Source organism: Ferrovibrio sp. GW821-FHT12E11 (assembly GCF_058806975.1).
Genome location: NZ_JBXAQG010000001.1, coordinates 154,323 through 175,149, shown reverse-complemented (window position 1 = coordinate 175,149; position 20,827 = coordinate 154,323). Strand labels below are relative to the sequence as shown.

The following is a 20,827-nucleotide window of genomic DNA, read 5'->3' as shown; positions in this document are numbered from 1 at the left end:
CCTGCCGGCAGGTTGGCGGACAGGGTGAGATTCGAACTCACGGTACCCGTGAAGGTACGGCGGTTTTCAAGACCGCTGCCTTAAACCACTCGGCCACCCGTCCGTTGCCTGTCGTTATAAGCACTTAGCACTGATTTTCAAGTCGCGCGTCCAACTGAAAAACCGGAACGAGTTGGAAAAACGTCCAACTTTTCCGAGTGGCGCTGCTACTTAGTCGGGTCGGATGCGACAGCCTTCCTATGTGTGATCCGCTCCAGCTTCACGATAGCGTTGTCTGCAAAGTCGTTGTCCGGCCGCACATATCGCGCGACCACGTTGCGCGTGCGGTGGCCGGTGATCGAGCGGATTTCATCGTCGGTGCAGCCGGCCTTGCCCAGCATGGTCGCGCCGCTGCGACGGCAGTCGTTGAATTGCAGTTCCTTCCGCAGCCCGGCGGCCTGGCGTATCTCTGCAAACAGGTGTTGGAAATTGTCCTCGCCATAGGCGCGTTTGTTGCCCTCGCTGACGACGATGGGCCATGCCGCCAAGTCCTGCACGGTGTCGGTCGGCTCCGGCCGCTGCGTGCCGTCGAGCCATTCCTTGAGGTCAGGCAGGCAAGGAATGGAAAGCGTCTTAGCGCCTTTCTGCCGGTCGGTCTTGGCCTGCTTTAGTGTGATGCGCTGACCATCATAGGCTGTCCATTTCAGGGCGATCACGTCACCCTCGCGCTGGGCCAGGTAGTAGGCAAGGGTCAGCGCCAGCGCCATCGAGCGCCGGCCCATCTCGACGGCCTTGGCCCGGAAGATTTCAAATTCCTCGGCGGTCCAAACAACCTCGCGCTCGGCCGGTGTGGCGATACCGTGCTTTTCAAAGGGATTATCTGCGCGCCATTCCTCGTCGCGCGCATAGTTGAAAACGCGGCGGGCGCAACTGTAGACGTGGAACACAAAGGCCGGGCCGTGCTTCGTCTCGATTTCCTCCAGCCATTTCTTGGCAGCCTTGCGGCCGACCATCGCGGCGGGAACGTCGCCAGCCCATGTCTCCAGAAAAGGCAGGTAGTAATCGTAATCCTCTTTCGTGCGCGGCTTGAGCGCGAGGTACTTCTTGCTGGTCTGAAATGCCTTGATCAGCGCCGCGACGCTGTCGGCCTGTGGCGCGGCCTTGGGTGGCGTGCCGGCGTAAAACTCGTCAACGGTCTTGTTCAATTCCTCGGCCTGGCGCATGGCCTCCGCGAGGTCCTTGGATAGTGTGCGCGGCGCGAAGCCAGCAGCGCGCAGAGCAGCCGCCGGCTGCCAGTAGTATCGTTCTTGGCCGGGCTTGCCCTTGCAAACTAGATGGCGGATTTTTTTTAAGCGGCTCATGCGCTCAACCTGCCCAACAATAGGTCTGTGTAATCCTTCATGGTCTTGGGTGCTGGCGCTGCGCTCTGATCGTCGCGGCCGGTCCACGCCTTGACCTCGCTAACGAGGAAGAAATTACCTCCAAGGCGCGGCTTCGGGAAAGAGGAAAATTCCGGGTTGTTCGCAATCTGCTTCCGCAGCCACTGCGCCGACCGGCCGCCAAACTGAGCAGCGGTCTGTGCCCATGTCCAATAGAGCGAGTCGGCCGGCGCGGTCATAGCGTTTCGATGCTGGGGATTGCCGCGCGCCGCGCCTTCACATGCTCGCCGAATTCGGCGAACAAGTCGGGCCGCTCGCTGCGGATCAGGTTTAGCGTGCGCCGGTTGTCATGCAGCCAGGCGGTCATGGCCTCGTTGGACTCGACCATGTCGGCCGCCATGCAGGCGATCTTGAACAGGATCGGCACGGCGCGCGAAAGGGGAACGCCCGGCAAATCCTCGGGCGCGATCTGCGCAAGGGGATTGCCGGGCGCGTTCATGCGAGCAGCGCCGCGCAGTCGGCCTCGATCTGGGCGACGAGCGATCGTGCGTCCTGAATGGCGAAGCCGAGCGCGTCGGCTGCGTCCTTCGCCGAGGCCACGACCTGCGGGTGCGTATTGAAAAAGGCCGAGTAGTCGAGGATTTCCCAGCCGCCCTCAAGGCTGCTGCCCCGAATATAGGCGTGGATTTCAGCTTTGCCTTTCCGCACGCTGTAGTGCCAGCCGAGGTTTTCCCAGACACGCGGTGCCCAGCCGTCGCCGAGTTTTTCGGCGAGTGCTGCGGCTTCCTTCATGGCCTGATCGTAGGCTTTCCGGGTGCATTTGCCGCCGCATGCTGGCGAGCAGTACACCACGCCACGGGCGACAGGGTTCCAGTTGTCGGCCATGCTGTTACCTCGGGGCATAGCCTGCGGTACGCAGCGCGTCCCGCAGGTTGATCATGCCGGCAATCATGTCGTTGCGCTCGGTGTCGCCGTCGGCCAACTGGTTCGCGTGGTTCCACGAAAACCGTTTCGCCATCTGGGCCAAGGCGAACGCCTGGCCGTCGGACAGTTCGCAGGTCACGGTGACTGCTTCCGGTGTCTCGGATTCTGCCGGCGGCGTCGGCGGCTGGACGATCCGCGCCGGCACCAGCGGCCGGGGCTTCGGCCTGGCCGCTTCCTCGGCCTCTCGCGCCTCGGCCTGCTCCGACAATCGCTGGAACAGCGTAGCCGGCTCGTTCTCTGGCGGCTGCGCCGTGTTGGCAAGGGTGGCCTCGCGTGCGGCGTTCGCAGCGCGGACGGCACGCTCCAGCGCCTCGGCTGTCGGATAGCTGGCGAGGTTCTTTACCAGCAGGTCTTGCAGTTCCGCGTCTGCCTCGGTCAGCGCGCGGGCGCGCGTGAAGTCAATCACTCCCTCGCGCATGGCGTCCTTTACAGGTCCGATCAGCTTTTCAACCAAGGCGATGCGCTGCTGCACATACCGCTTTTTAAGGCCGACCTGCTGGGCGATCTGCACGCCATCAAAGCCCAGCGCCTTGATCTTGGCGAAGGCTTCGCCCTCATCCAGTACGTTCATTTCCGCGCGTTGTAGGTTTTCGGTCAGCGCGGCCAGCAAGTGCCCGAGGTCGTCTGTCGTCACCAAAACACAGCGGATATGCGTCGAGTCTTTATTTAGGTCGTTGTTGTCGAGCAGATGGCGGTAAGCGCGGTAGCGCCGCTCGCCTGCCACGATGTGATATTCCCCGCCGACCTGGCGGACGAGGATCGGTTGCAGCAGCCCGCGATACCGGATGCTCTCTGCCAACTCCTGAATGTCCAGCAGGCCGAACGTCTTGCGCGGGTTGAGCGGCGACGGATGCACTTTGCTCCAATGAATGTGCATCGGTATGCCGTCGGCTTCGGTGATAAAGCCGTAAATATAATCGGTCGGCACGCCGCAGATGCGCGCGGCGTTCTGAATGGTCAGGCTAGACGGGTCGTTACCCGCCAGCCTCGCGTTGCGGATCGTGTTTTCCGACTGCCCGGCCTCCCGGAGGAATTCGGTTTCCGTGCGACCTGTGGCTTTGATGATCCGCGACAGACGGTCGAGAATGTTTTCCTGTACGGCTGTCAAAGCACGGCCTCCGGCATTGTGCCCGCGTGCGCGTTGCCGGCTGCGGCGAGCAGATGGGCGACGGCGGTCTGCATCGCATCCGGGCAGCGCCGGAAGTCGTGCAACACGTCGAGTTCTTTCTTGGTCAGCTTGCCGGTATCGCCCGGCTGCGGCGCGTCGATGCCCTCGAAAAAGTAGCTGGGTGGCACGTTCAGGATTTCCGAAAACTGCTGCATGCGGCTTCCGCCGATGCGGTTCAGACCCTTCTCGTATTTCTGGATTTGCTGGAAGCTAAGGCCGACCTTTTCGCCAAGTAGGCTCTGGCTCATGCCGGCCAGGCGGCGCGCGGCATAGAGCCGGCTACCAATAGCCTTGTCGTGCGGGTTGGGCTGCCGGGGTGCAGTCTCGTTCATCGTGTCCTCACAGTTGGAATGTTTCGGCGTCAAAGGCCCGCCGTTCGGCCGGTGTCATGCCGGCATGGCCGGCGGCTACCCACTGGCGCACGCCGTCCACCCGGACGAGCGTTGCGTGCAGAGGAATTCGGACGATCAAGTCACCCTTGCGGCCATCGGCCAGCATGGTCTTGTCGCGGTTGTGATCGAGGGGCGGTGGAAGGTTGCTCACTGCACGGCCTCCTGTTTCTTCCAAGCTGCGCGCAAGGCGGCGTAGGTGCGAAAGCCGCGCGCGCGGGCGATGGCCTCAATAGCTTGGCTGTGGGTGCAGTCAGTCAGCACCTTGAGGTCGCGGGCTTGCTTCTTGATCTGGTCAATGTCGATTTTCTCGGTCATGTGCTGCCCTCAGATTGCGCGCTGTACAGCGGTCAGAATGTCCTCGGCCTGCTGTGGGCTGACCGCGTTGCCCAGCATGAAAATGCCCAGCTTGTTGTTCTTGCTTGGCGTCAGGTGCGGCTCGTTGGGCAGCAGGTAGTCGGGACGAAAGCCCATAGCGGCGAGACATTCGCGCGCGTGGATCATGCGCATACGGTCACCGTCAACGAGCGCCCAGCGTTCGCGCGTGGTGATCGTGCCGATGGGCCGCGACAGGCAGCGGCCAGTCAGCCCCGACCCGCTGCCGTAGTAAGGCATGATGAACCGCTCGCCGAACCTGCGCCGGCCGTCGGCCACGCGCGCGAGTGTCGCGGCGGCGCGGCCCTTCTTTTCAACTGGCGACCACTTAGGGAAATCCCACTCGGCGATGGTGTCGAAACCGACATGCGGTCTGTCCTCCAGCTTCAAGCTGATAGGCTTCCGGCTGCGGGTCAGGATAATGAACATGCGTTCGCGGTCCTGCGGCACGCCGTGGTCGGCGGTGTTGCGGATCACGATGCAGAGCGAATAGCCCAGCGCCTCGACGGCAGAGCGCCAGGCCGGGAACAGTGCCCATTTTAGAAACTCAGGTACGTTCTCGACCGCCGCGCCTTCCGGCCGGTGATATTCAAGCGCCGACACGACAGCCCATGCAGTCGAGCGCGTCGCGTCGTGGTGTGGTCTTTCTTTGCCGCGCGCATACGCATGCCCTTGGCAGGCAGGTGCGGCGAGCAGGAAGTTGTGCCGCGGAACCTGCCGCCAGTCGGCCTGGTGCAGGTCTTGGCATGCGTGTTCGGTGTCGGGATGGTTCGCGGCGTGCGTCTTAACCGCTGCCTGCCAATGGTTCGCCGCCCAGACGACCTTGATGCCTGCAAGCCTGGCGCCCTCGCTAAGGCCGCCTAAGCCTGCGAACAGGTCAACGGCGATCATGCCTCGCCCCCAAAGGTGACGTTGGGCAAGGGTTCGTCGTCTACGCGGCCATGCGCGATGTTGTCGAGGTCGCCTGCCGTGGCTTCCAATTCCTCGGCAATGGCGCTGAGTGTGTCGGCTTCTTCGGGTTCGTGCTGCTCGATGGTACGCAGCAACTGGACGCCGGCTTGCAGGCCGCGCACAACGGCCAGCAGGGCTTGAGCGTTCGCGGGACTCATGCGCGGCCGGCCCGAGCCAGCACTGCCTGGCCCTTGATGTAGGCGGCCTCGTCGGCGCGCTTGCTGTAGGCGCGCACGCCCTGCGCCAGCGCATGGCTGGCAACGCGATGGTCGCTGCTGGTGGTGTTCCAGCGGTCGCGGGCTTCGGTGTCGCCTTGTATGGCGCAAGCCTTGGCTTGCGCGCTGGCTTCTACGGCGAGGGCTTCATGGCCACGCGCCGCGATTTCTGCTTTGGTGAGCTGGTGCCGCTTGGGCTGCCGCGCACGGCGTGCGCCGCGATGGGCTGTAAAGCCGAAAGTGTGCAAGGTGGTATTCCTCTCTCGTCGTCAAACCGACGCGAGTAGGAATACGCAGAAACCGCGTAACCAGTCAACGCAGAAAACGCGTACTAAATATAATCAGTATACGCCAATTACCCGATCCTTAGCCCATGCTCGGCAAAATTCGCGCTATACAGGGCACAGACCAATAGCCAGGCGGCCAATTTGCTGCCCGATTTTTCCGGCGGACAAATCACCTCTGACGTGTCTGGATATACTACCGTATTCATAAGGCTTTCTGCCTCAAGCTGCGGCCCGCCATCGTCATCAACATCGCGCCAAAGCTTGGCAATCGCGTCGCTGACGTTAGCCCAAAGCCGTCTGTTGCTGGAAAACAAGACGCAAACTCCCCATTGTGCCCGCGCGCGGTCGCGCGGCGGCGGGCATGCACACTTGATCACTGTTGCGTGGCAGGAGTGGAGATTCCTGCGGCTCTGGCGAGGGGATATCGCCAACCCCCGCCGTCCTATGGTTGACGAAAATAATATTTCGGCGCGGGCAGGTAATTAACCCTCCCGCATGGGTGGTAGTCAACGCCGAAATTAAGAAAATTGCACCACTTCTACGGATGGTGTGCCGTCAGGCTTGGGGGCGCTTCCCCTTGATGGCGCGCTGACTGTGCGCCTGGCCTCGAATGAACAGGCGCATGCGGCCATAGTCCGGCTTCAGGCCGGCGTCACGGTCTTGCAGCGCGATCAGGTAGAGGCTGGCCGTCAGGTTGACGCGCTGCGCCTGGCTGGTCTTGCCAAGTTCCTTGTAGTTGGCGAGTTCCTTGGCCGTGAAGCCGTCGATTTCGGCCCATAGATCGGTGTCGAATTCGCGCAGTTCTTGCCCGTCTTCCCGCGCCAAGCGCAGCAATTCCGGGGGTGCGCTGGTGATCACCGCGTCCTCGGGTGCGAGCGCGGCAGCGATCTTTCGCACGCGCTCCTGTTCCTCGGGATTGAGGCGGCGATACAGCGACAGCATTGCGCGCTCGTCCTCGGGCAGGTCGGTATTCTGCGGCCCGAACATGAGTTCCAGCAGCGAAACCTCCAGCGCGCCGGCCAGCCGCTCGGCCTGCTCGTCGTAAGCCAGGTCGGTCTTGCCCAGTTCAAGGCGCGATATGGCGTCCTGCGTCACGCCGGCTAAATCGCCGAGCGCGCCCTGACTGTGGCCGCGCAATTCGCGCCAGTAGCGGAGGAAATGCTTGGGAGTCGGGGCAGGCGTGCTCATGCGCGCGATGCTTACGCGTCGCTCGCGTGAAGTATAACACTCAATTCGCGTTAGCCCGTCCATTTCAAATAGACAATAACGCGGAAATTGCGTATTCACCAGCCACGACATATAGCGGTGTTCCTAGTTCGGACCACTAAATACGCGAGGCATGCGTGATGAACCGGGGTAGTCAAAAGCTTTTTTCTTGGAGAACCGAGAAAAACATTTCACAGGACGCCGCCGCTGCCGCTGTCGGCACCATCCAGCAGACTTGGTCACGCTGGGAAAGCGGCGAATGTCAGCCGGGCCGCAGCTACCGGGCCAAGCTGAAAGACCTATGCGGCGTCACCGCTGACGATTTCGACGCCGATCCGATCCCTGCCGGGGGCCAAGCCGGCTTTTCCTCCCTGACTACGGCCGGCGGCGGCAGCGATGCCGCGCCGGCCGGACTTTCGGGAGAGTGACCGATGACCACGCCTGGCAACCCCGCGCAGTTCCACAAGCAGGGCTATACGGGCTGGCTGGTGCGCGACGATGCGCACGGCTGGCGTCTGGTGGTTCACCGCGACCTTGGCGGCGAGGTCGTCACCCTGACCCTGTATCCTGATTACAGGCTCGACACCGTCGAAATCTTTTTCGAGCGCACCGCTGACGCCCTGATTGCGAAACGCGAGGCGCGCGCCGTATGACGACCAAGCCGACAATGGATCAAGTCAACGCCGCTCTGATCGAGCGTATAGACGATCTATGCGAGCGGCTGTTCCCGCACGGCATTAGGGTCCGCAACGAATTCGAGGTCCACGATTTCTCCGGCGCTGCGGGCAACAACCTGCGGATCAACGTCGGCGGCGGCGCGAAGCGAGGATATTTCTGCCACTTCCCAAGCAAGGTCGGCGGCGACAAGCCGTTGAAACTGATCTGCCTGGCCGCCTGCGACGGCGACTGGAAAGAGGCATGGAAATGGGCATTGGCGTATCTCGGTTACACCGACGGCACAACGTCGATACCCAAACCCGACCCGGAAAAGCAGCGCAAGCGTGCCGAGGAAGCCGCTCAAGAGGCCGCGCGCATGCGCGCTCGCGCGCTCTACGTCTTTGACCATGCCAGTCCGATTTCGCGCGGCGATCTGGCTTGGGTCTATCTGAGCCAGGCGCGCGGCATCGACCTCGACAAGTTGTCGCCGCAGCCGAGCGCATTGCGTTTTGAGCCTAAGTGCTACCACGGCCCGACCGACGACAGATACCCGGCACTAGTTTGCCTCGTTGTCGGCGTGATCAACGGCAAGGTCACGCGCATGGGTATTCACCGAACCTTTCTGCTACCGGATGGCAGCGACCGTTTCCGCGATCTGCAAGGCGGCGACAAGCTGTTCTATGGCGGCACTTCCGGCGGCTTCATTCCGCTGTGGCGTGGCACCAGCGGCAAGCCGTTCCTGTCGCCGCAGCCTGACGGCGTGATCGTTGCGGCCGAGGGTATCGAGGACGCGCTTAGCGTGGCGATGGTCAAACCTGAATGGCGCACAGTCTCCGCCATGTCGGTCGGCAACTTCGGAAAGCTGTTGCTGCCAGACCCCGACGCTGCCGGCGAAATCGTTATCGCTGGGCAGAATGACGCGGACGGCAGCGACGCCGCGCGCCTGTTCCCTCCGCAGGTGCAGGCCCTTGCAGACCGCAAGTATGCCGTCCGCGTCGCCAAGCCGCCCGCCGCCTTCAAGGACTGGAACGATCTTATCCGCAACAAGCCGATGACATAGGGGGGCTGCATGCAGCAGGCGGGGGAATTCTGCGCCAAGACCCGGCGCAATCCGAAAATCGGTTACATCGAGAAACATCTAATCGTGCTGCTGCTCAACGGGCCGCGCACCAAGTCCGACCTGATCGAGGCCATATGGGGCGACGATCCAGACGGCGGGCCTTGGTGCGTGAACGGCAGCATGCGCAGTGCCGTCGCGCGCCTGCGCCGTCGGGGCTTCAATCTGACCCGGCCGACGCCTGACACGCTCGCTCTGAACATCGCCGCATAAAAACCAGCAAGTACCAGTGGGGAAAATCCGTGAGTGAAGTTCCGCAAGACGCGCTGCACGCCGCCGCATCTGCCCTCGATGATGCCGCGCCGGTTAAGCCCGACCCGCGCCAGCAGCAACAGCAGCCCAAGAGCGATCAGGAATGGGATGGCAAGGGCCTGCCGCCTGACTGTCCGGTGGTGCCGCTCGGCAAGAGCGAGGGGATTTACTACTACCTCGACTCCGCCTGCCAGTATCGCAGCCTCAAGGCGCGCGACCACAACAAGCTGAACCTCTATGACCTGACCTCGTCGGAAGACGAGGAATGGGTTTACAAGCATTACGAACGCCTCGGCAAAGGCAACCGCCGCACCGGCTGGCACTCCGACGAGTTTGCCGAGAACCTGATGAACGCCTGCGGCAAAAAGGCGATCTGGGACCCTCGCGCGCGCCTGCGCGGTCGCGGAGCCTGGCGCGGCGACAAGAACGAGCTGGTGTTGCATCTGGGCGAAACGGTGATCGTGCGCAGCGCCGATGCGCACACCGTCACGCGGCCAGGTCTTATCGGCTGGTATGTGTATCCATCCGGCCCCGCATTACCCGGACCCGCTGCGAAGGAAGGCAGCGCGCGCGAGGACGCGGCCGAGTTGCTGCGGCTGTTCGGTATGTGGTCGTGGAAACGCCGCGAGGCAGAACAGCCCGAGCGGTTTTCCAAGCTGCTGTTCGGCTGGGTTATGTGCGCCATGATCGGCGGCGCGCTCGACTGGCGGCCGATGATCTGGATTACAGCGCCGTTCGGTTCCGGCAAAAGCACGCTGCAAGACTGCATGGACGCCGTGTTCGGCAAGGGCGGCGTGCTGCGATCTGCCGACACGTCGGCGGCCGGCGTTCGCCAAATCCTGAAACTCGACACGCTGTCGGTGCTGCTGGACGAGAACGAGGGCAGCGCCGATAACAGCAAGATTGACGCGCTGGTGCAATTCGCGCGCCTGGCTGCCAGTGGTGGCCGCATGTGGCGCGGCGGCGCGGATCATGAAGCGGTCGAATTCGTCGCGCGGTCGTGCTTCGCCTTTTCCTCGATCCTTGTTCCGCCCCTGACCCCGCAGGATCGAAGCAGAATTGCGGTGCTGGAACTGGACCCGCTGCCAAAGGACGCGCCGGAGCCGCCGATTGATTTTGAGCGGTTGAACAGCATCGGAGAAACACTGCGCCACCGGCTTGTTAGCCGGTGGCCCGATCTACTCGACCGCATTGCGGCCTTTAAGGCCGCAATGCGGCGCTTAGGAGGACACAGCGCGCGCAGCGCGTCGCAATATGGAACCTTGCTGGCGGCGGCCGATCTCATGTTGAACGACGAGTTGCCGCAGGGCGACGAGGCATGGGCCGAGGCGCTGAAAGGATACAGCCGAGAGGATCTGCACTTTGTAGACGACGAGGATGGCGGCGACGCAATGAATTGCGTGTCGCACCTCAAGACATGCCTTATCGACCTCGGCAAGGGCAGCGAGCGCCGCACCGTTGCGGGTTGGGTCGAGAAAGCATTCGAGAACAAGGAAAGCGTCGAGGACCCTATGGCCTTGTGCAACAAGGCGCTCGGCATGTTCGGCCTTAAGGTCGTTGATAAGGGGCCAAAGCCCGGCCAGGTCTATTGGCTCGCCGTGGCGAACAGACACAGCCAGCTTGCGCGGCTATTCGACTATCCCGGCTCGCCGTGGCGCACGCCGGCCGGCAGCATGGGCGCTTGGGTCCAATCCTTGCGCCGCGTCAGCGGCAGCCAAGCGCACGGCGCAGTGAGGTTTGACGGCGCAGTAATTCGTGCTACGTTGCTCCCGCTTTCACTCATCATCCAGACCCCGACCCCGACGGTGAAAGCAGAATGAACGGGGACGCTGCACGCAACCATGTGTTGCCGTTGGGTCTGGGGAGTTACAGCAGCGTAGCGGTTTGCGTTACGCGCATATCTTCCAGAAATCATAGGCTTGGTGGTCGGTGTAACGCTGCAACGCAGTTGCAGCCGCATCCACATGCGCGCGCGCACACCTATGCATATGTCTCTCTCTCTTTTCATCGTTACAGCGTTACAGATGTCAATAAAGAGAGTCGGCCCAAGGGCTTAAGCCGTAACGCACGGCGTAACGCTCGCGTAGCAGCGAGCAGCAGGCGCGCTACAGCGCCGCGATCTCCTTCCGCGACCAATAAAATATGGGGGTTATATTCGCCATGACCGAACGCGTCGGCCTCAAGACGCATCTTGAGGACGCTCCGATGCCGGCTGATCAGCCGCAGGCGCAGCAGCTAACCTTGCTCGGGGCCATAGGCGGCGCGAGCGCGGCCGATTTGGAAAATCCCGAGGCTTCGCCTCGCGGTCGAGGTCGGCCGCCTGGTGCGAAGAACAAGCGCACGACGGCGATTGTCGAGGCCCTTGGCCGCATGTACGGCCTGCCGCTGGAGCGCGTGCTTAAGACGGCCACGGCCGACACGGTGCGCCTGGCCGCAGAGTTGCAGATGGACAAGGCCGACGTGTTCAAGCTGCAACGGCACTGCGATATCGCGGCGCTGCCCTTCATGCACCAGAAACTGCCGCTGGTGGTCGAGGTCGAGGACAACCGAGCGGCGCTGATCCTCAATCAGGGCGATAGCGAAGTGTCCGCAGAGGACATTGAGATTATCGAGGAAATTCAAGACTTTATCGGCGGAGGCTTCCCGCAGTTGGACGCGCCGCAGTTGGACGCGCCGCAAGATGTGGCGGAAAACGGGGAGAAATCGGAATGATTACGCCGGTTCGGATAACCGTCGGGCTGCTGCCGCTCGACTCCCAGCGCCGCGCCGCGCGCCGCCTGGCCGCTGCTCTCGCGCATCGCACGCGCCGACCGCACGCCAGCCCGCGCCGGTCGCCCCCCCACGCCTGCCAGCCCCCAGTGGCCGGGTCGCGCGCGTATTTTTCCTCGATCTGGAAAAAGCAACCGCGCGCGAATTTAGGATGCCCTTTCACCGGGGGGGAGGGGATGCGATGACCGCAACAGGCATCAACCTTACTCCGGTCGGTCCGGTATCGCGCCAATTCATTTATGACCGCGTGAACATCTGCCGGTTCATCATGGGGCCTTACGGCTCGGGCAAGACCATCGGTCTGCTGCAAGCGATGCTGCTGCATGTGTTCCGCATCAAGCCGTCGCCGCTCGACGGCGTGCGCTACATGAAAGTGATGATCGTTCGGAACACCTATCCGAACCTCAAGGACAAGACGATCCCCAGCTACAGCCAGTGGATTTCCAAAAACCTGCCTGGCTCGAAATTCACCAACGGCCCGCCGCCGCATCACGACGTGCGCCTAGACCTGGCGCTGCGCGACGCAGCCGGCGTCTGGCACAAGCTGGGCAAGGTGAACATTCTCGTTGAATTCCGCGCCATCGGTCCCGACGCGGAAACACCCGAGGACGTGTTCAAGGGCTGGGAGGGCAACCTTGTCATTTTTGACGAGGCCGACCAGATGCAGCCCGACGCGATCAGCCATGCCGTCGGCCGCGTTCTCGCGGGTCGCTATCCTGCTCCGCATCACCGGCCGACGCTGCCGAACGGCGAAGCCGAGCCGGCGGCCGGCGCGGTCCTCGGTGCGTTCAACCCGCCGTCGGTCGCGCACTGGATACATGAGCAATTCGTGGAGAAGCCCGTCGAGGGCTACAAGCTGTACCAGCAGCCAGGCGGTCGCTCGCCCTATGCGGAAAACCGGCTCCGGTCGCCGCTGTCGTATTACGAGGGCCTAGCCCGGACGTGGGCCAACGACCCCGATAAAATCAAGCGGTTCATTGACGGCGAATTCGGCGCCAGCCCCGAGGGTATGGCGATCACCCGCGAATTCCGGGCGTCGTTCATGGTCGCCTCGGAAACTTTCGCGCCGATCCCGCATTTGCCGCTTTATTTCGGTTTCGATGCTGGCGGCACGCCCGCGCTGTCTGTGCGGCAGGTTATGCCCGACGGCCAGCACCGCGGAATGTCGGTGCTGGCAGCGCCGCAGGGCGAATTCTGCGGGCCTGTGCGCTTCGCCGAAATGGTCAAGCAGCATATGGCGATCAGGTATCCGCAATGGCCGCGCCGCCTGATCCGGGCCTATGGCGATCCCTCCGCCGGGTATGGGGCTGACAAGCAGACCGGCGAAAAGACCTGGCTGCAAAAGGTCGGCGCGGAACTGGGGTTCTCGGTGCATCCGTCGAAATGCGGCAACGACCTCGACACCCGGCTTGAGGCGATCCGCTTCCCGATGCGGCAGAACATCGACGGCATGCCCGGATATCTGCTGGACCCCGATTGGTGCAAGCCGCTGATCTCGGCCTATAGCGGCAAGTATGTCGCCGACGAGGACGGCAAGCCGAAAAAGAATGCATCCAGCCACCCGGCCGATGCAGACCAGTATGCGGCGGTCGGCGCTTCCGACCTGGCAACCTTGCGCGGTCGGCAGAATGACCAGCGCACGGCGTGCGTTCCAGTGATGGCCCCCCATGACTTCACCGTCTGATCGTTGCCTTATCGTGTTCACGGATCACGCCGACCCGGAGCCGTCCGACGGCTTCGCCTGGCGCGCGCTGCACCGTGTGCTGTTGTGGACACTTAAGCCGGGGTTTCGGCATTGCTTCGCGGTCCTGCCTGATCCTGCGGGCCTGATCGTGCTGGACCCACGCTCTGACGGGTTGCGGGTTGTGCGCGCGGCGCATGCCTATCTCGATGATCTGCAATTCCTTGCCGACTGCGGCAAGCTGCGGATCGTGATAACCGAGCGGTGCGAGGATCGAGGAATGCGGTTCGGTTATCGGACCTGCGTCGGCTTTATCGAAAATCTCCTGCGTCTGCCGAGAAAACGACACGGCTGGCGTACACCGCATCGCCTATACGTCGATCTCCTACAGATGGGGATTTGCGATGGGCGGCAAGAGTCCGAAACCGCAGCAGGCTGACAACTCCGAACTGGAGCGACAGAAAGCCGAGGAGAAGGAAAAGAACGACGCCACGCTGCGCGCGCGTAAGCGCCGTGGTGCCGGTCTGTCGGCCTTCCGCTTCGGCAGTGAGGCCGGCATTGATCAGTCGGCGCTTGCACTCATGCGCTACGATCCGTCGGCCGGCGGTGGAAAAACCATCGGCTAACCCATGACCGGCGCTGACGACGACAGCAAGAATTTCCGCCGCCGCTACAAGGCGGCGCTTGAGGACGCGAGGCGATGGCACCCGCGTCTGAAAAAGGCGTATGAACTTCTGTTGCCGGCGCATTACCCCACGTTCAACGAGGGGCAAATTCCCGACAACGCGCAGGTCTATGACGCCGTCGGCGCTGACGCCGTCGAGCGCCGGGCGGGCGATCTGCACGACAAGCTGTTCCCGATGTTTGAGGAATGGGCAGATTTTGCCGGCGCGCAGGATACGCCGCCGATGAAAGCGCGGGCCAAGCTGTTGCGCGAGACGTTTCACGCGGCAATCGAAGGGTCCAACTTCCACACCGAAATTCAGACCTCGTTGCAGGAATGCGTTGTCTCGCTGGGCTGCGTACAGGTCTGCCGAGGGCCTACGCTCGACAAGCCGTTGCGTTTCGAGACGGTGCCGCTCGGTGAACTTTGCGGCGAGGACGGCCCCGACGGCTCGATTACCTCGACCTGGCGGACGCGCAAGGTGCAGGTCTGCTCGATGCAATGGCGCTGGCCTGGCATCAAGCTGACCGCGAAGCTGCAAGAGGACCTGCGCAAGGACCCGTACAAGCTGATCAGCGTGGTAGACGGTTTCGTTTACGATCAGTCCAAGCAGGACTGGGAACACCGGGTCTGCCTGGCCGATGATGAGGACGCCGCGCCGCTGCTGTTGCAGCGTCACCCAGTCAATCTGCGTCTGGCCTTCCGCATGGGCCGCTCGCTCGGTTCCTGCCTCGGCTTCGGTCCCGGCCTGCGCATCCTCCCGGATGCACTGACCGCGAACAAGGTCAAGGAACTCACGCTCAAGAACGCGAGCATTGCCGTTACCGGCATTTGGCAGGCCGACGACGACGGCGTGCTGAACCCGGCCAACATACAGCTTAAGCCGGGCGCAATCATCCCCAAGGCCGTCGGTTCGTCTGGCCTCCAGCCGCTCAAGCCGGCTGGCAGTTTCGACGTGTCGGCCATCGTCCTCAATGATCTGCACGCCCGCGTCGAGCAGGGTATTGCCGGCCCGCTGCCGCCTGAAAGCGCCAAGTCCTCGCGTCGGACTGCCGAGGAAGTGGCGACCGACGAGCGCCGTCATTCGCGCATCGACATGCCGAAAACCTTGCAGGTCAACTCGGAACTGCATGAGCCGCTGGTGCGCGCCGTGCTGTATGTCCTCGGTGATCCTGCAATGGCCGGCTCGCGGTATTTCGTGGAGCGCGAGTCCGTGCCGACCATCTGGCCGGTATCGCCAATGGTGCGCATGCGCAACCAGGCCAAGGCCCGCAGCATGCTTTCGGCATATGCGAACCTCGCCGCGATCAACCCGGAACTCGCTGCCAAGATTGTCGATGCTGACGGCTTCGGCCGTTGGTATCTCGATTGGGAAGGCTTCCCGGCTGAACTGATCCCAGAGCCGCAGCCCGAGCCGCCGCCGCCGTCGCCGCTGGAAGAAATTGCCGGCGCTGTTGCTGCTCCTGCCGCCAACGCTGCTGGCAAGGTGCTGGGCGAAGCCGCAGCCGAGAACGTAGTTGGGGCGATGCAGCCATGAGTGCCGCCGCCGACATTCCGCGCATTGCCGCCATGCTGTTCAGCAGCGGCCCCGGTGCCATTTACCTCGCTGATCTCCGCAAGCGCACGATTGAGCGCGAGCTGCCCCCCGGCGTCAGCGAGGCAGAGTTGCGTGACCTTGAGGGGCAGCGTCGCTTGGTGCGGATCATCGAGAACCAAATCAAGCAAGGCAACAACCCGCCGTCACCCCCGGAGGCATGAGCATGGACCCGAACACCAATCAGAACGATGACGCTGGCACTGGCGACGTGCCGGACCTGACCAGTTTCAATCCCGGCAGTGATGCTGCTGACAACGCGGGCGGTGCGCCCGATGCGGGCAAGCCGGCAGGCGACAAGCCCGCCGGCGACAAGCCGGTTGCCGGCGCTCGCACCTTCAAGGCTGCGGACGGTTCGGATATCGAGGTCCCGCTTGAACTGTGGGATGTAAACGCGAACGACGGCAAGGGCGGCGTGAACGTCGAGGCTGCGCTGAAACGCGGCGCGGACCTGCGCGGCAAGCTGGGATTGCTGGGCCAGGCTCCAAAGGGCCTCGTCCTCAATGTCGCCGACGGCCTCAAGGATCAGTTTACCGCTGACGACAAGCACCCGCTCGCGGTCGCCTTTGATAAAGGCATCAAGGAAAGCGGCGGCGTCATTACGCAGAAATTCGTTGACGACATGGTCAACGCCTTTGCGACGATGGAAGCCGGACGCGAAACGCCCGAGGCGAAAAAGCAGGCCGAAATGGCGGCCGACGTTGAACTGATCCGTGGCGAGAATACCAAGCTTGCGCAGGAACTCGGCGCGAATGCTCCGGTGCGGATCAAGGAACTGGATACCTGGCTCGGCGCAACCTTCGGCCATATTCCCGGCTTCGCCGAGGAAATCAAGATCACGCGCGCCTCGCGCGACGGGACCATGCTGCTTATGGCGGTCCGCGAGAAGCTGATGAACGCCAACGCGGCCGGCGGTGGTGGTGGCGGCAACGACATTCCCGAGCCGCTGACCGAGGACGATCTGAAAGCGATGCAAGCCGATCCCCGCTACTGGAAACAGAAAGACCCGACCTTCATGGCGAAAGTCACTGAAGGCTGGGAACGGCTCACCAAGAAATCCGCGTAACGAGTAAGCGGCGCTGCCCTCCGTGGCTGGACCGGCGCACAACGCTCTGAAAAGCCCGCCTGGCCGCAGCGTTATGCGGCCCGTGCGCAGCGGCTTTGCCGGCTGCGCCTCCGGGCTTTCTCTTTGGCAAGACCCCGGCAGTACCGCTCGCTGCTCGGCGCGATAGACGGGCGCAAGCATCAACTGTCTGCAAACCGGAGATAACCAAATGCAGCCGACTATCGAACAGTCCTTTGTCCGTCAGTTTGAGACTGACGTACACCAGGCGTATCAGCGTCTGGGCGCGAAGCTGCGCCCGACGGTGCGATCCAAGAACAAGGTTAAGGGTGCCTCGACCACTTTCCAGAAAGTCGGTAAGGGCACTGCCAGCACCAAGGCCCGTCACGGCAAAGTGCCGGTGATGAACGTCGATCATGGTTCGGTCGAGGTCCTTCTGCAGGACTACTATGCGGGCGAATGGCTCGACTCGCTGGACGAACTCAAGGTCGGCCACAACGAGCGCGACGTGATCGTGAATGCCGGCGCTTACGCGCTCGGCCGCAAGACCGACGATCTGATCATCCGTTCGCTGGACCAGTCGGCCAACTTTGCCGGTCTGGATACCGACGGCCTGACCAAGGCTAAAATCCTTACCGCGTATGAAATGCTCGGCAATGCCGACATTCCCGACGATGGCGAGCGTTATGCCGTCGTGGGCTGGCGTCAGTGGTCGCAGCTTCTGGAAATCCCGGAATTCGCCGACGCCGACTATATCGGCGACGACGATCTGCCGTGGAAGGGCGCGCAGGCCAAGCACTGGCTGGGCACGATGTGGATGGCGCATTCGGGCCTGACGCTGAACGGCACGGTTCGTAACTGTCACTGGTATCACAAGACCGCCGTGGGCCATGCCTCCGGCCTCGACGTGAAATCCGACATCACCTGGCACGGCGATCGTGCGGCGCACTTCATCAACAACATGATGAGTCAGGGCGCCGGTCTGATCGACGGTGCCGGCGTGGTGACGCTGCGCTGCAAGGAAGCCTAAGGGCTTCCTTGTTCCTCTCCGCTGCTCAATCTCGAAAGGAAACCTGAGCATGTTCGTTCGCAAGAACCTCGCGGTGCTGGCTTATGCCAACGGCTTTACGCTGTGGCACTACGCTACGCCGGACCTCGCCGCTGTGGTCGATACGCAGGGCTATTTCAACCAGGCCGCCGAGTGCCTGCGTCCGGGTGACTTCATCCTCGCCAACGTGGGCGTCGGTGTTGCCCCTGCGCAGGGCATTTTCGCCGTGGCGACCAATGCCGGCGGCGTCGTGGACGTGTCGGACCTGACCGCTGTCGGCGCTGCCGATACCGACTGACGAAACTGGGGCGGCTTCGGCCGCCCCAGTCCTCATCCCGTAACGCTTTCCGAGGATGCCATGAGCCGCCGCAAGCCTGCCCAGCCCGAACAGCAACAGACCCCGCAACCGCCCGAACAGCAGCAGGCCGCGTCGCTTTGCGCGCCGGAAGCCGAAACGGAACTGCCGCAGACCAAGCCGCGCATTCGTCGGTTCAAGACTGCCAAGCTGTCGTGGTTCTCGGCCTGCAATGCTTAGTCAGCTTGAGCAGGTCAACGCCGCGCTGCTCGATCTGGGCCTAGACCCAATCGACGACCTGAACGCGGACAATCCCGCATCCGAGGCAAAGGTTGCCCGTCGGCTCTATCCGATTGTCCGCAACGGCCTGCTGTCGGTTCATCGCTGGTCGTTCGCAACTGAAATCATTACGCCGACGCGGCTGCCGGTAAGCAACGAGATTGTCTACTACCAGTTTCCCAACGACTGCCTGCGCATCGTCGCCTTGCGCAATGGCAAGAGCAAGGTTCCGTATCGGCTCGAAAAGCCGCTCCGCATCCGTGCTGATACTGAGGCCGACGAGCTGGTGTTTATCAGCCGCGTTGACGAGGCATTGGTGCCGCCGTTTTTCGATAATCTCTGCATCACGGCGTTGTCGCACCGCTTCTGCCTCCCGTTGACCGAGAACGATACCCGCCGCCGTACCTTGGCCGGTGATCTGGAAAAGGAACTCGCGCGCGCCCGCCTGGCCGACAGCCAGCAGAACACGCCGGAGAAGCTTGACGATCAGGGCGAACTTATCGAGGTGCGCGCGTGACGCGCATCGCTACAAATGTATTCTCGCGCGGTGCGCTCGACCCCGACCTGTGGGTGCGCAACGATCTGGAGATTTACTACAAGGCCGCGCAGCGCATCGAGAACATGGCGAGCCTGCCACTCGGTGGCGTCTGCAACCGGCCTGGCCTGCGCACTGTAGCCGACCTCGGCCCCGACACGCTGGAACATCGTCTCCAGCCGTTCACGTTTGACGCAACGCTCGGGTCTACCCAAGCCTATTTGCATATCTTCATCGCCAACAAGGACCGCATTTTCCACGGTGACGAACAGGTCGCCGAGATTGATACCCCTTGGGGTGCGACCACTATCAAGGAATTGGATTTCGCGCAGGCGTTGGACACCATGATCTGCACGCATCGCAGCGTGCGGACCAAGCGGATTATCCGTCAGGGTAAACACGACGCTTGGAAGCTGGATGACGCGCCTTTCGAGAATATCCCCAACTTTGAATTCGGCCGTGTGTTCCCGCCGCTGTCCCTGTCGCTCACAAGCAATATCGGCAACCCGACTGCGACGGCCAGCGGCCCGTGGTTTGAGGCTGCCGACGTGGGCAGCACCATTCAGTCGGGCCTCGGTACGGCCTCGATTACGGCCTACCTGTCGCCGACGCAGGTCACGTTGTTTGCCTCGACCGGCTTTGCCGGCGTGAACTTCGGGCCTGGCAACTGGTCTTTCGACAAGTCCACTGCCGGCACCAAGAACGAGCCGGTATGGTCCGAGCGTCGCGGCTGGCCCGGCCTTGTCTGCCTGCATGACGGGCGCGGCTATTATGCCGCGTCAGCGTCGCGGCCCAGCACTCAGTGGGGGTCCAAGGTCGATGCATATTATAACTTTGCGACGACGGACAAGGCGCTCGATGACGAGGCGGTCGAGGCCACGCTGACCGAGCAGAACCCGACAATCCGCCGGCTGCAAAGTCTCGGCCCGTTGTTCTCGTTCACGTCGGCCGGCGTCTACTCGGTCAATTCCTTCCCGGTCACGCCCAAGGACTTTGCGCCGGCAAAGCAGACCTCCATTCCTTGCGCGCCTATCACGCCGCTGGAGGTCGAGAACGCGCCTGTATTCGTGCGTGCCAATGACGGAGACGCCGACAGCCAGCTTTATGAACTGGTTCTGTCGAGCGACGACACCAACGGCAACGCCAAGTATAAGGCAACCAATATCGCGCTGCATTCCGCTTCGATCATTCGGACGCCGGTCGTGCAGATTTCATACGCCTCCGGCACCGACAGCAACGCAGCCAATCAGCTATTCGTCGTGAACGGCGACGGCACGCTTGCCGTGTTCAATACGAGGCGTGACGAAAATATTGGTGCGTGGACGCTCTATACCACTGACGGGAAATTCCGCGGTGTCGCTGTTGTCGGCTCTAGGGTCTATGTCACGGTCGCTCGTTTCGGTCGCCTGTATCTTGAGCGTTTCGACAAGACTATGCGCTCCGATGCTTCCAAGACGCTGTTCGCCGATGCGCCTAAGACTGCATGGACCGGCCTTGAGTATCTGGCCGGCAAGGTGGTTGTTGCCTTTGGTGATGGCAAGCCGATGGGCCGCTACACCGTCGGCAACGATGGCGTTCTGAACCTCTCTCGTCCTGTCTCGGAACTGCACGTCGGCGTGCCTTTCACTTGGCGGCTTAAGCTGCTGGCCGATGAGGCGAAGGACTCGGAAGGGACGATGGTCGGTCGTCTTTATCGCGTCGTCAGCGTCAACGTGAAGGTGCGCGACACAGCCGAAATGTACATCAACGGCAGGCCCGTCAACTTCGCCAAGTTGCCGACAACCGACGCGCCGATCCCGACCTACACGGGACACATTGAGCAAACGCTGCTCGGCCGCACGCTCGGCGGCGATCCGAACGGCTGCGTTGAATTCTCGGGCATCAACTGTCTGCCCGCGCTTATCCAATCTGTTGTTCGTCACATTGCCGCATAGGAGTTG

Annotated in this window: 29 protein-coding genes and 1 tRNA gene; 17 read left to right on the top strand and 13 right to left on the bottom strand. The window is 62.5% G+C overall.

The genetic code is table 11. The annotated features are described in order from the left end of the window. Window positions 1–13 precede the first annotated feature (13 nt). The 13 genes from AC1ROT_RS00930 to AC1ROT_RS00870 all read right to left on the bottom strand — a co-directional run bounded on the left by AC1ROT_RS00930 (window position 14) and on the right by AC1ROT_RS00870 (window position 6,915). A tRNA-Ser gene (locus AC1ROT_RS00930) sits at window positions 14–103 on the bottom strand. 103 nt (window positions 104–206) lie between these two features. Beyond that, complete coding sequence (locus AC1ROT_RS00925; RefSeq protein ID WP_492996906.1) at window positions 207–1,340, bottom strand: tyrosine-type recombinase/integrase; 1,134 nt, start codon at window positions 1,338–1,340, stop codon at window positions 207–209. Continuing rightward, on the bottom strand, window positions 1,337–1,597 hold the full coding sequence (locus tag AC1ROT_RS00920; protein ID WP_492996905.1) for a hypothetical protein: 261 nt from the start codon (window positions 1,595–1,597) through the stop codon (window positions 1,337–1,339). Before AC1ROT_RS00920 ends, AC1ROT_RS00925 begins: the two co-directional genes overlap by 4 nt. Beyond that, window positions 1,594–1,857: a hypothetical protein gene (locus tag AC1ROT_RS00915; RefSeq protein WP_492996904.1), complete on the bottom strand. Its 264-nt coding sequence runs from the start codon at window positions 1,855–1,857 to the stop codon at window positions 1,594–1,596. The genes AC1ROT_RS00920 and AC1ROT_RS00915 overlap by 4 nt, the downstream gene beginning before the upstream one ends. Further along, the gene (locus tag AC1ROT_RS00910; protein ID WP_492996903.1) at window positions 1,854–2,243 is read right to left on the bottom strand and encodes a hypothetical protein; all 390 of its coding nucleotides are present in this window, start codon (window positions 2,241–2,243) and stop codon (window positions 1,854–1,856) included. The genes AC1ROT_RS00915 and AC1ROT_RS00910 overlap by 4 nt, the downstream gene beginning before the upstream one ends. 4 nt (window positions 2,244–2,247) lie before the next feature. Continuing rightward, a complete protein-coding gene (locus AC1ROT_RS00905) occupies window positions 2,248–3,450 on the bottom strand; it encodes a DUF7706 family protein (protein WP_492996902.1) in 1,203 nt (400 codons plus the stop codon). Further along, the gene (locus AC1ROT_RS00900) at window positions 3,447–3,842 is read right to left on the bottom strand and encodes a helix-turn-helix domain-containing protein (RefSeq protein WP_492996901.1); all 396 of its coding nucleotides are present in this window, start codon (window positions 3,840–3,842) and stop codon (window positions 3,447–3,449) included. Before AC1ROT_RS00900 ends, AC1ROT_RS00905 begins: the two co-directional genes overlap by 4 nt. Before the next feature lie 7 nt (window positions 3,843–3,849). Beyond that, a complete protein-coding gene (locus tag AC1ROT_RS00895) occupies window positions 3,850–4,053 on the bottom strand; it encodes a hypothetical protein (RefSeq protein ID WP_492996900.1) in 204 nt (67 codons plus the stop codon). Then, a complete protein-coding gene (locus AC1ROT_RS00890) occupies window positions 4,050–4,217 on the bottom strand; it encodes a glyoxalase superfamily protein (RefSeq protein ID WP_492996899.1) in 168 nt (55 codons plus the stop codon). Before AC1ROT_RS00890 ends, AC1ROT_RS00895 begins: the two co-directional genes overlap by 4 nt. Window positions 4,218–4,226: 9 nt before the next feature. Beyond that, the gene (locus AC1ROT_RS00885) at window positions 4,227–5,165 is read right to left on the bottom strand and encodes a DNA cytosine methyltransferase (protein WP_492996898.1); all 939 of its coding nucleotides are present in this window, start codon (window positions 5,163–5,165) and stop codon (window positions 4,227–4,229) included. Then, on the bottom strand, window positions 5,162–5,383 hold the full coding sequence (locus tag AC1ROT_RS00880) for a hypothetical protein (protein ID WP_492996897.1): 222 nt from the start codon (window positions 5,381–5,383) through the stop codon (window positions 5,162–5,164). Before AC1ROT_RS00880 ends, AC1ROT_RS00885 begins: the two co-directional genes overlap by 4 nt. After that, complete coding sequence (locus AC1ROT_RS00875; protein ID WP_492996896.1) at window positions 5,380–5,688, bottom strand: hypothetical protein; 309 nt, start codon at window positions 5,686–5,688, stop codon at window positions 5,380–5,382. The genes AC1ROT_RS00880 and AC1ROT_RS00875 overlap by 4 nt, the downstream gene beginning before the upstream one ends. Window positions 5,689–6,282: 594 nt before the next feature. After that, window positions 6,283–6,915, bottom strand: a complete 633-nt coding sequence (locus tag AC1ROT_RS00870; protein WP_492996895.1) for a helix-turn-helix domain-containing protein — start codon at window positions 6,913–6,915, stop codon at window positions 6,283–6,285. Window positions 6,916–7,073: 158 nt separating this feature from the next. On the opposite strand from AC1ROT_RS00870, the gene AC1ROT_RS00865 reads away from it, so the two are divergent. The 17 genes from AC1ROT_RS00865 to AC1ROT_RS00785 all read left to right on the top strand — a co-directional run bounded on the left by AC1ROT_RS00865 (window position 7,074) and on the right by AC1ROT_RS00785 (window position 20,821). Further along, entirely contained in the window at window positions 7,074–7,361 is a 288-nt protein-coding gene (locus AC1ROT_RS00865; RefSeq protein ID WP_492996894.1) for a helix-turn-helix domain-containing protein, read from the top strand. Between the two features lie 3 nt (window positions 7,362–7,364). Continuing rightward, a complete protein-coding gene (locus tag AC1ROT_RS00860; RefSeq protein ID WP_492996893.1) occupies window positions 7,365–7,586 on the top strand; it encodes a hypothetical protein in 222 nt (73 codons plus the stop codon). Continuing rightward, window positions 7,583–8,650: a DUF7146 domain-containing protein gene (locus AC1ROT_RS00855; RefSeq protein ID WP_492996892.1), complete on the top strand. Its 1,068-nt coding sequence runs from the start codon at window positions 7,583–7,585 to the stop codon at window positions 8,648–8,650. The genes AC1ROT_RS00860 and AC1ROT_RS00855 overlap by 4 nt, the downstream gene beginning before the upstream one ends. 9 nt (window positions 8,651–8,659) lie before the next feature. Beyond that, window positions 8,660–8,920, top strand: a complete 261-nt coding sequence (locus AC1ROT_RS00850; RefSeq protein ID WP_492996891.1) for a hypothetical protein — start codon at window positions 8,660–8,662, stop codon at window positions 8,918–8,920. Window positions 8,921–8,949: 29 nt separating this feature from the next. Then, window positions 8,950–10,779, top strand: coding sequence for a hypothetical protein (locus AC1ROT_RS00845; protein ID WP_492996890.1), 1,830 nt, complete (start codon window positions 8,950–8,952; stop codon window positions 10,777–10,779). A 340-nt stretch (window positions 10,780–11,119) separates the two neighbouring features. Then, window positions 11,120–11,671: a hypothetical protein gene (locus AC1ROT_RS00840; RefSeq protein WP_492996889.1), complete on the top strand. Its 552-nt coding sequence runs from the start codon at window positions 11,120–11,122 to the stop codon at window positions 11,669–11,671. After that, window positions 11,640–13,412 carry a hypothetical protein gene (locus AC1ROT_RS00835; RefSeq protein ID WP_492996888.1) on the top strand — a complete coding sequence of 591 codons (1,773 nt, stop codon included), beginning with the start codon at window positions 11,640–11,642 and terminating at the stop codon, window positions 13,410–13,412. The genes AC1ROT_RS00840 and AC1ROT_RS00835 overlap by 32 nt, the downstream gene beginning before the upstream one ends. Further along, a complete protein-coding gene (locus tag AC1ROT_RS00830) occupies window positions 13,396–13,848 on the top strand; it encodes a hypothetical protein (protein ID WP_492996887.1) in 453 nt (150 codons plus the stop codon). Before AC1ROT_RS00835 ends, AC1ROT_RS00830 begins: the two co-directional genes overlap by 17 nt. Then, the gene (locus AC1ROT_RS00825; RefSeq protein WP_492996886.1) at window positions 13,814–14,035 is read left to right on the top strand and encodes a hypothetical protein; all 222 of its coding nucleotides are present in this window, start codon (window positions 13,814–13,816) and stop codon (window positions 14,033–14,035) included. Before AC1ROT_RS00830 ends, AC1ROT_RS00825 begins: the two co-directional genes overlap by 35 nt. A gap of 3 nt (window positions 14,036–14,038) precedes the next feature. Next, a complete protein-coding gene (locus AC1ROT_RS00820) occupies window positions 14,039–15,610 on the top strand; it encodes a portal protein (RefSeq protein ID WP_492996885.1) in 1,572 nt (523 codons plus the stop codon). Next, complete coding sequence (locus AC1ROT_RS00815) at window positions 15,607–15,831, top strand: Bbp19 family protein (RefSeq protein ID WP_492996884.1); 225 nt, start codon at window positions 15,607–15,609, stop codon at window positions 15,829–15,831. The genes AC1ROT_RS00820 and AC1ROT_RS00815 overlap by 4 nt, the downstream gene beginning before the upstream one ends. A gap of 2 nt (window positions 15,832–15,833) precedes the next feature. Beyond that, on the top strand, window positions 15,834–16,733 hold the full coding sequence (locus AC1ROT_RS00810; RefSeq protein ID WP_492996883.1) for a hypothetical protein: 900 nt from the start codon (window positions 15,834–15,836) through the stop codon (window positions 16,731–16,733). A gap of 208 nt (window positions 16,734–16,941) precedes the next feature. Continuing rightward, window positions 16,942–17,760: a phage capsid protein gene (locus AC1ROT_RS00805; protein ID WP_492996882.1), complete on the top strand. Its 819-nt coding sequence runs from the start codon at window positions 16,942–16,944 to the stop codon at window positions 17,758–17,760. A gap of 49 nt (window positions 17,761–17,809) precedes the next feature. Continuing rightward, on the top strand, window positions 17,810–18,076 hold the full coding sequence (locus AC1ROT_RS00800) for a hypothetical protein (protein WP_492996881.1): 267 nt from the start codon (window positions 17,810–17,812) through the stop codon (window positions 18,074–18,076). Window positions 18,077–18,136: 60 nt separating this feature from the next. Further along, on the top strand, window positions 18,137–18,313 hold the full coding sequence (locus AC1ROT_RS00795) for a hypothetical protein (RefSeq protein ID WP_492996880.1): 177 nt from the start codon (window positions 18,137–18,139) through the stop codon (window positions 18,311–18,313). After that, window positions 18,306–18,869: a phage connector family protein gene (locus tag AC1ROT_RS00790; RefSeq protein ID WP_492996879.1), complete on the top strand. Its 564-nt coding sequence runs from the start codon at window positions 18,306–18,308 to the stop codon at window positions 18,867–18,869. The genes AC1ROT_RS00795 and AC1ROT_RS00790 overlap by 8 nt, the downstream gene beginning before the upstream one ends. After that, a complete protein-coding gene (locus AC1ROT_RS00785) occupies window positions 18,866–20,821 on the top strand; it encodes a phage tail protein (RefSeq protein WP_492996878.1) in 1,956 nt (651 codons plus the stop codon). Before AC1ROT_RS00790 ends, AC1ROT_RS00785 begins: the two co-directional genes overlap by 4 nt. The last annotated feature ends 6 nt before the right edge of the window (window positions 20,822–20,827 follow it).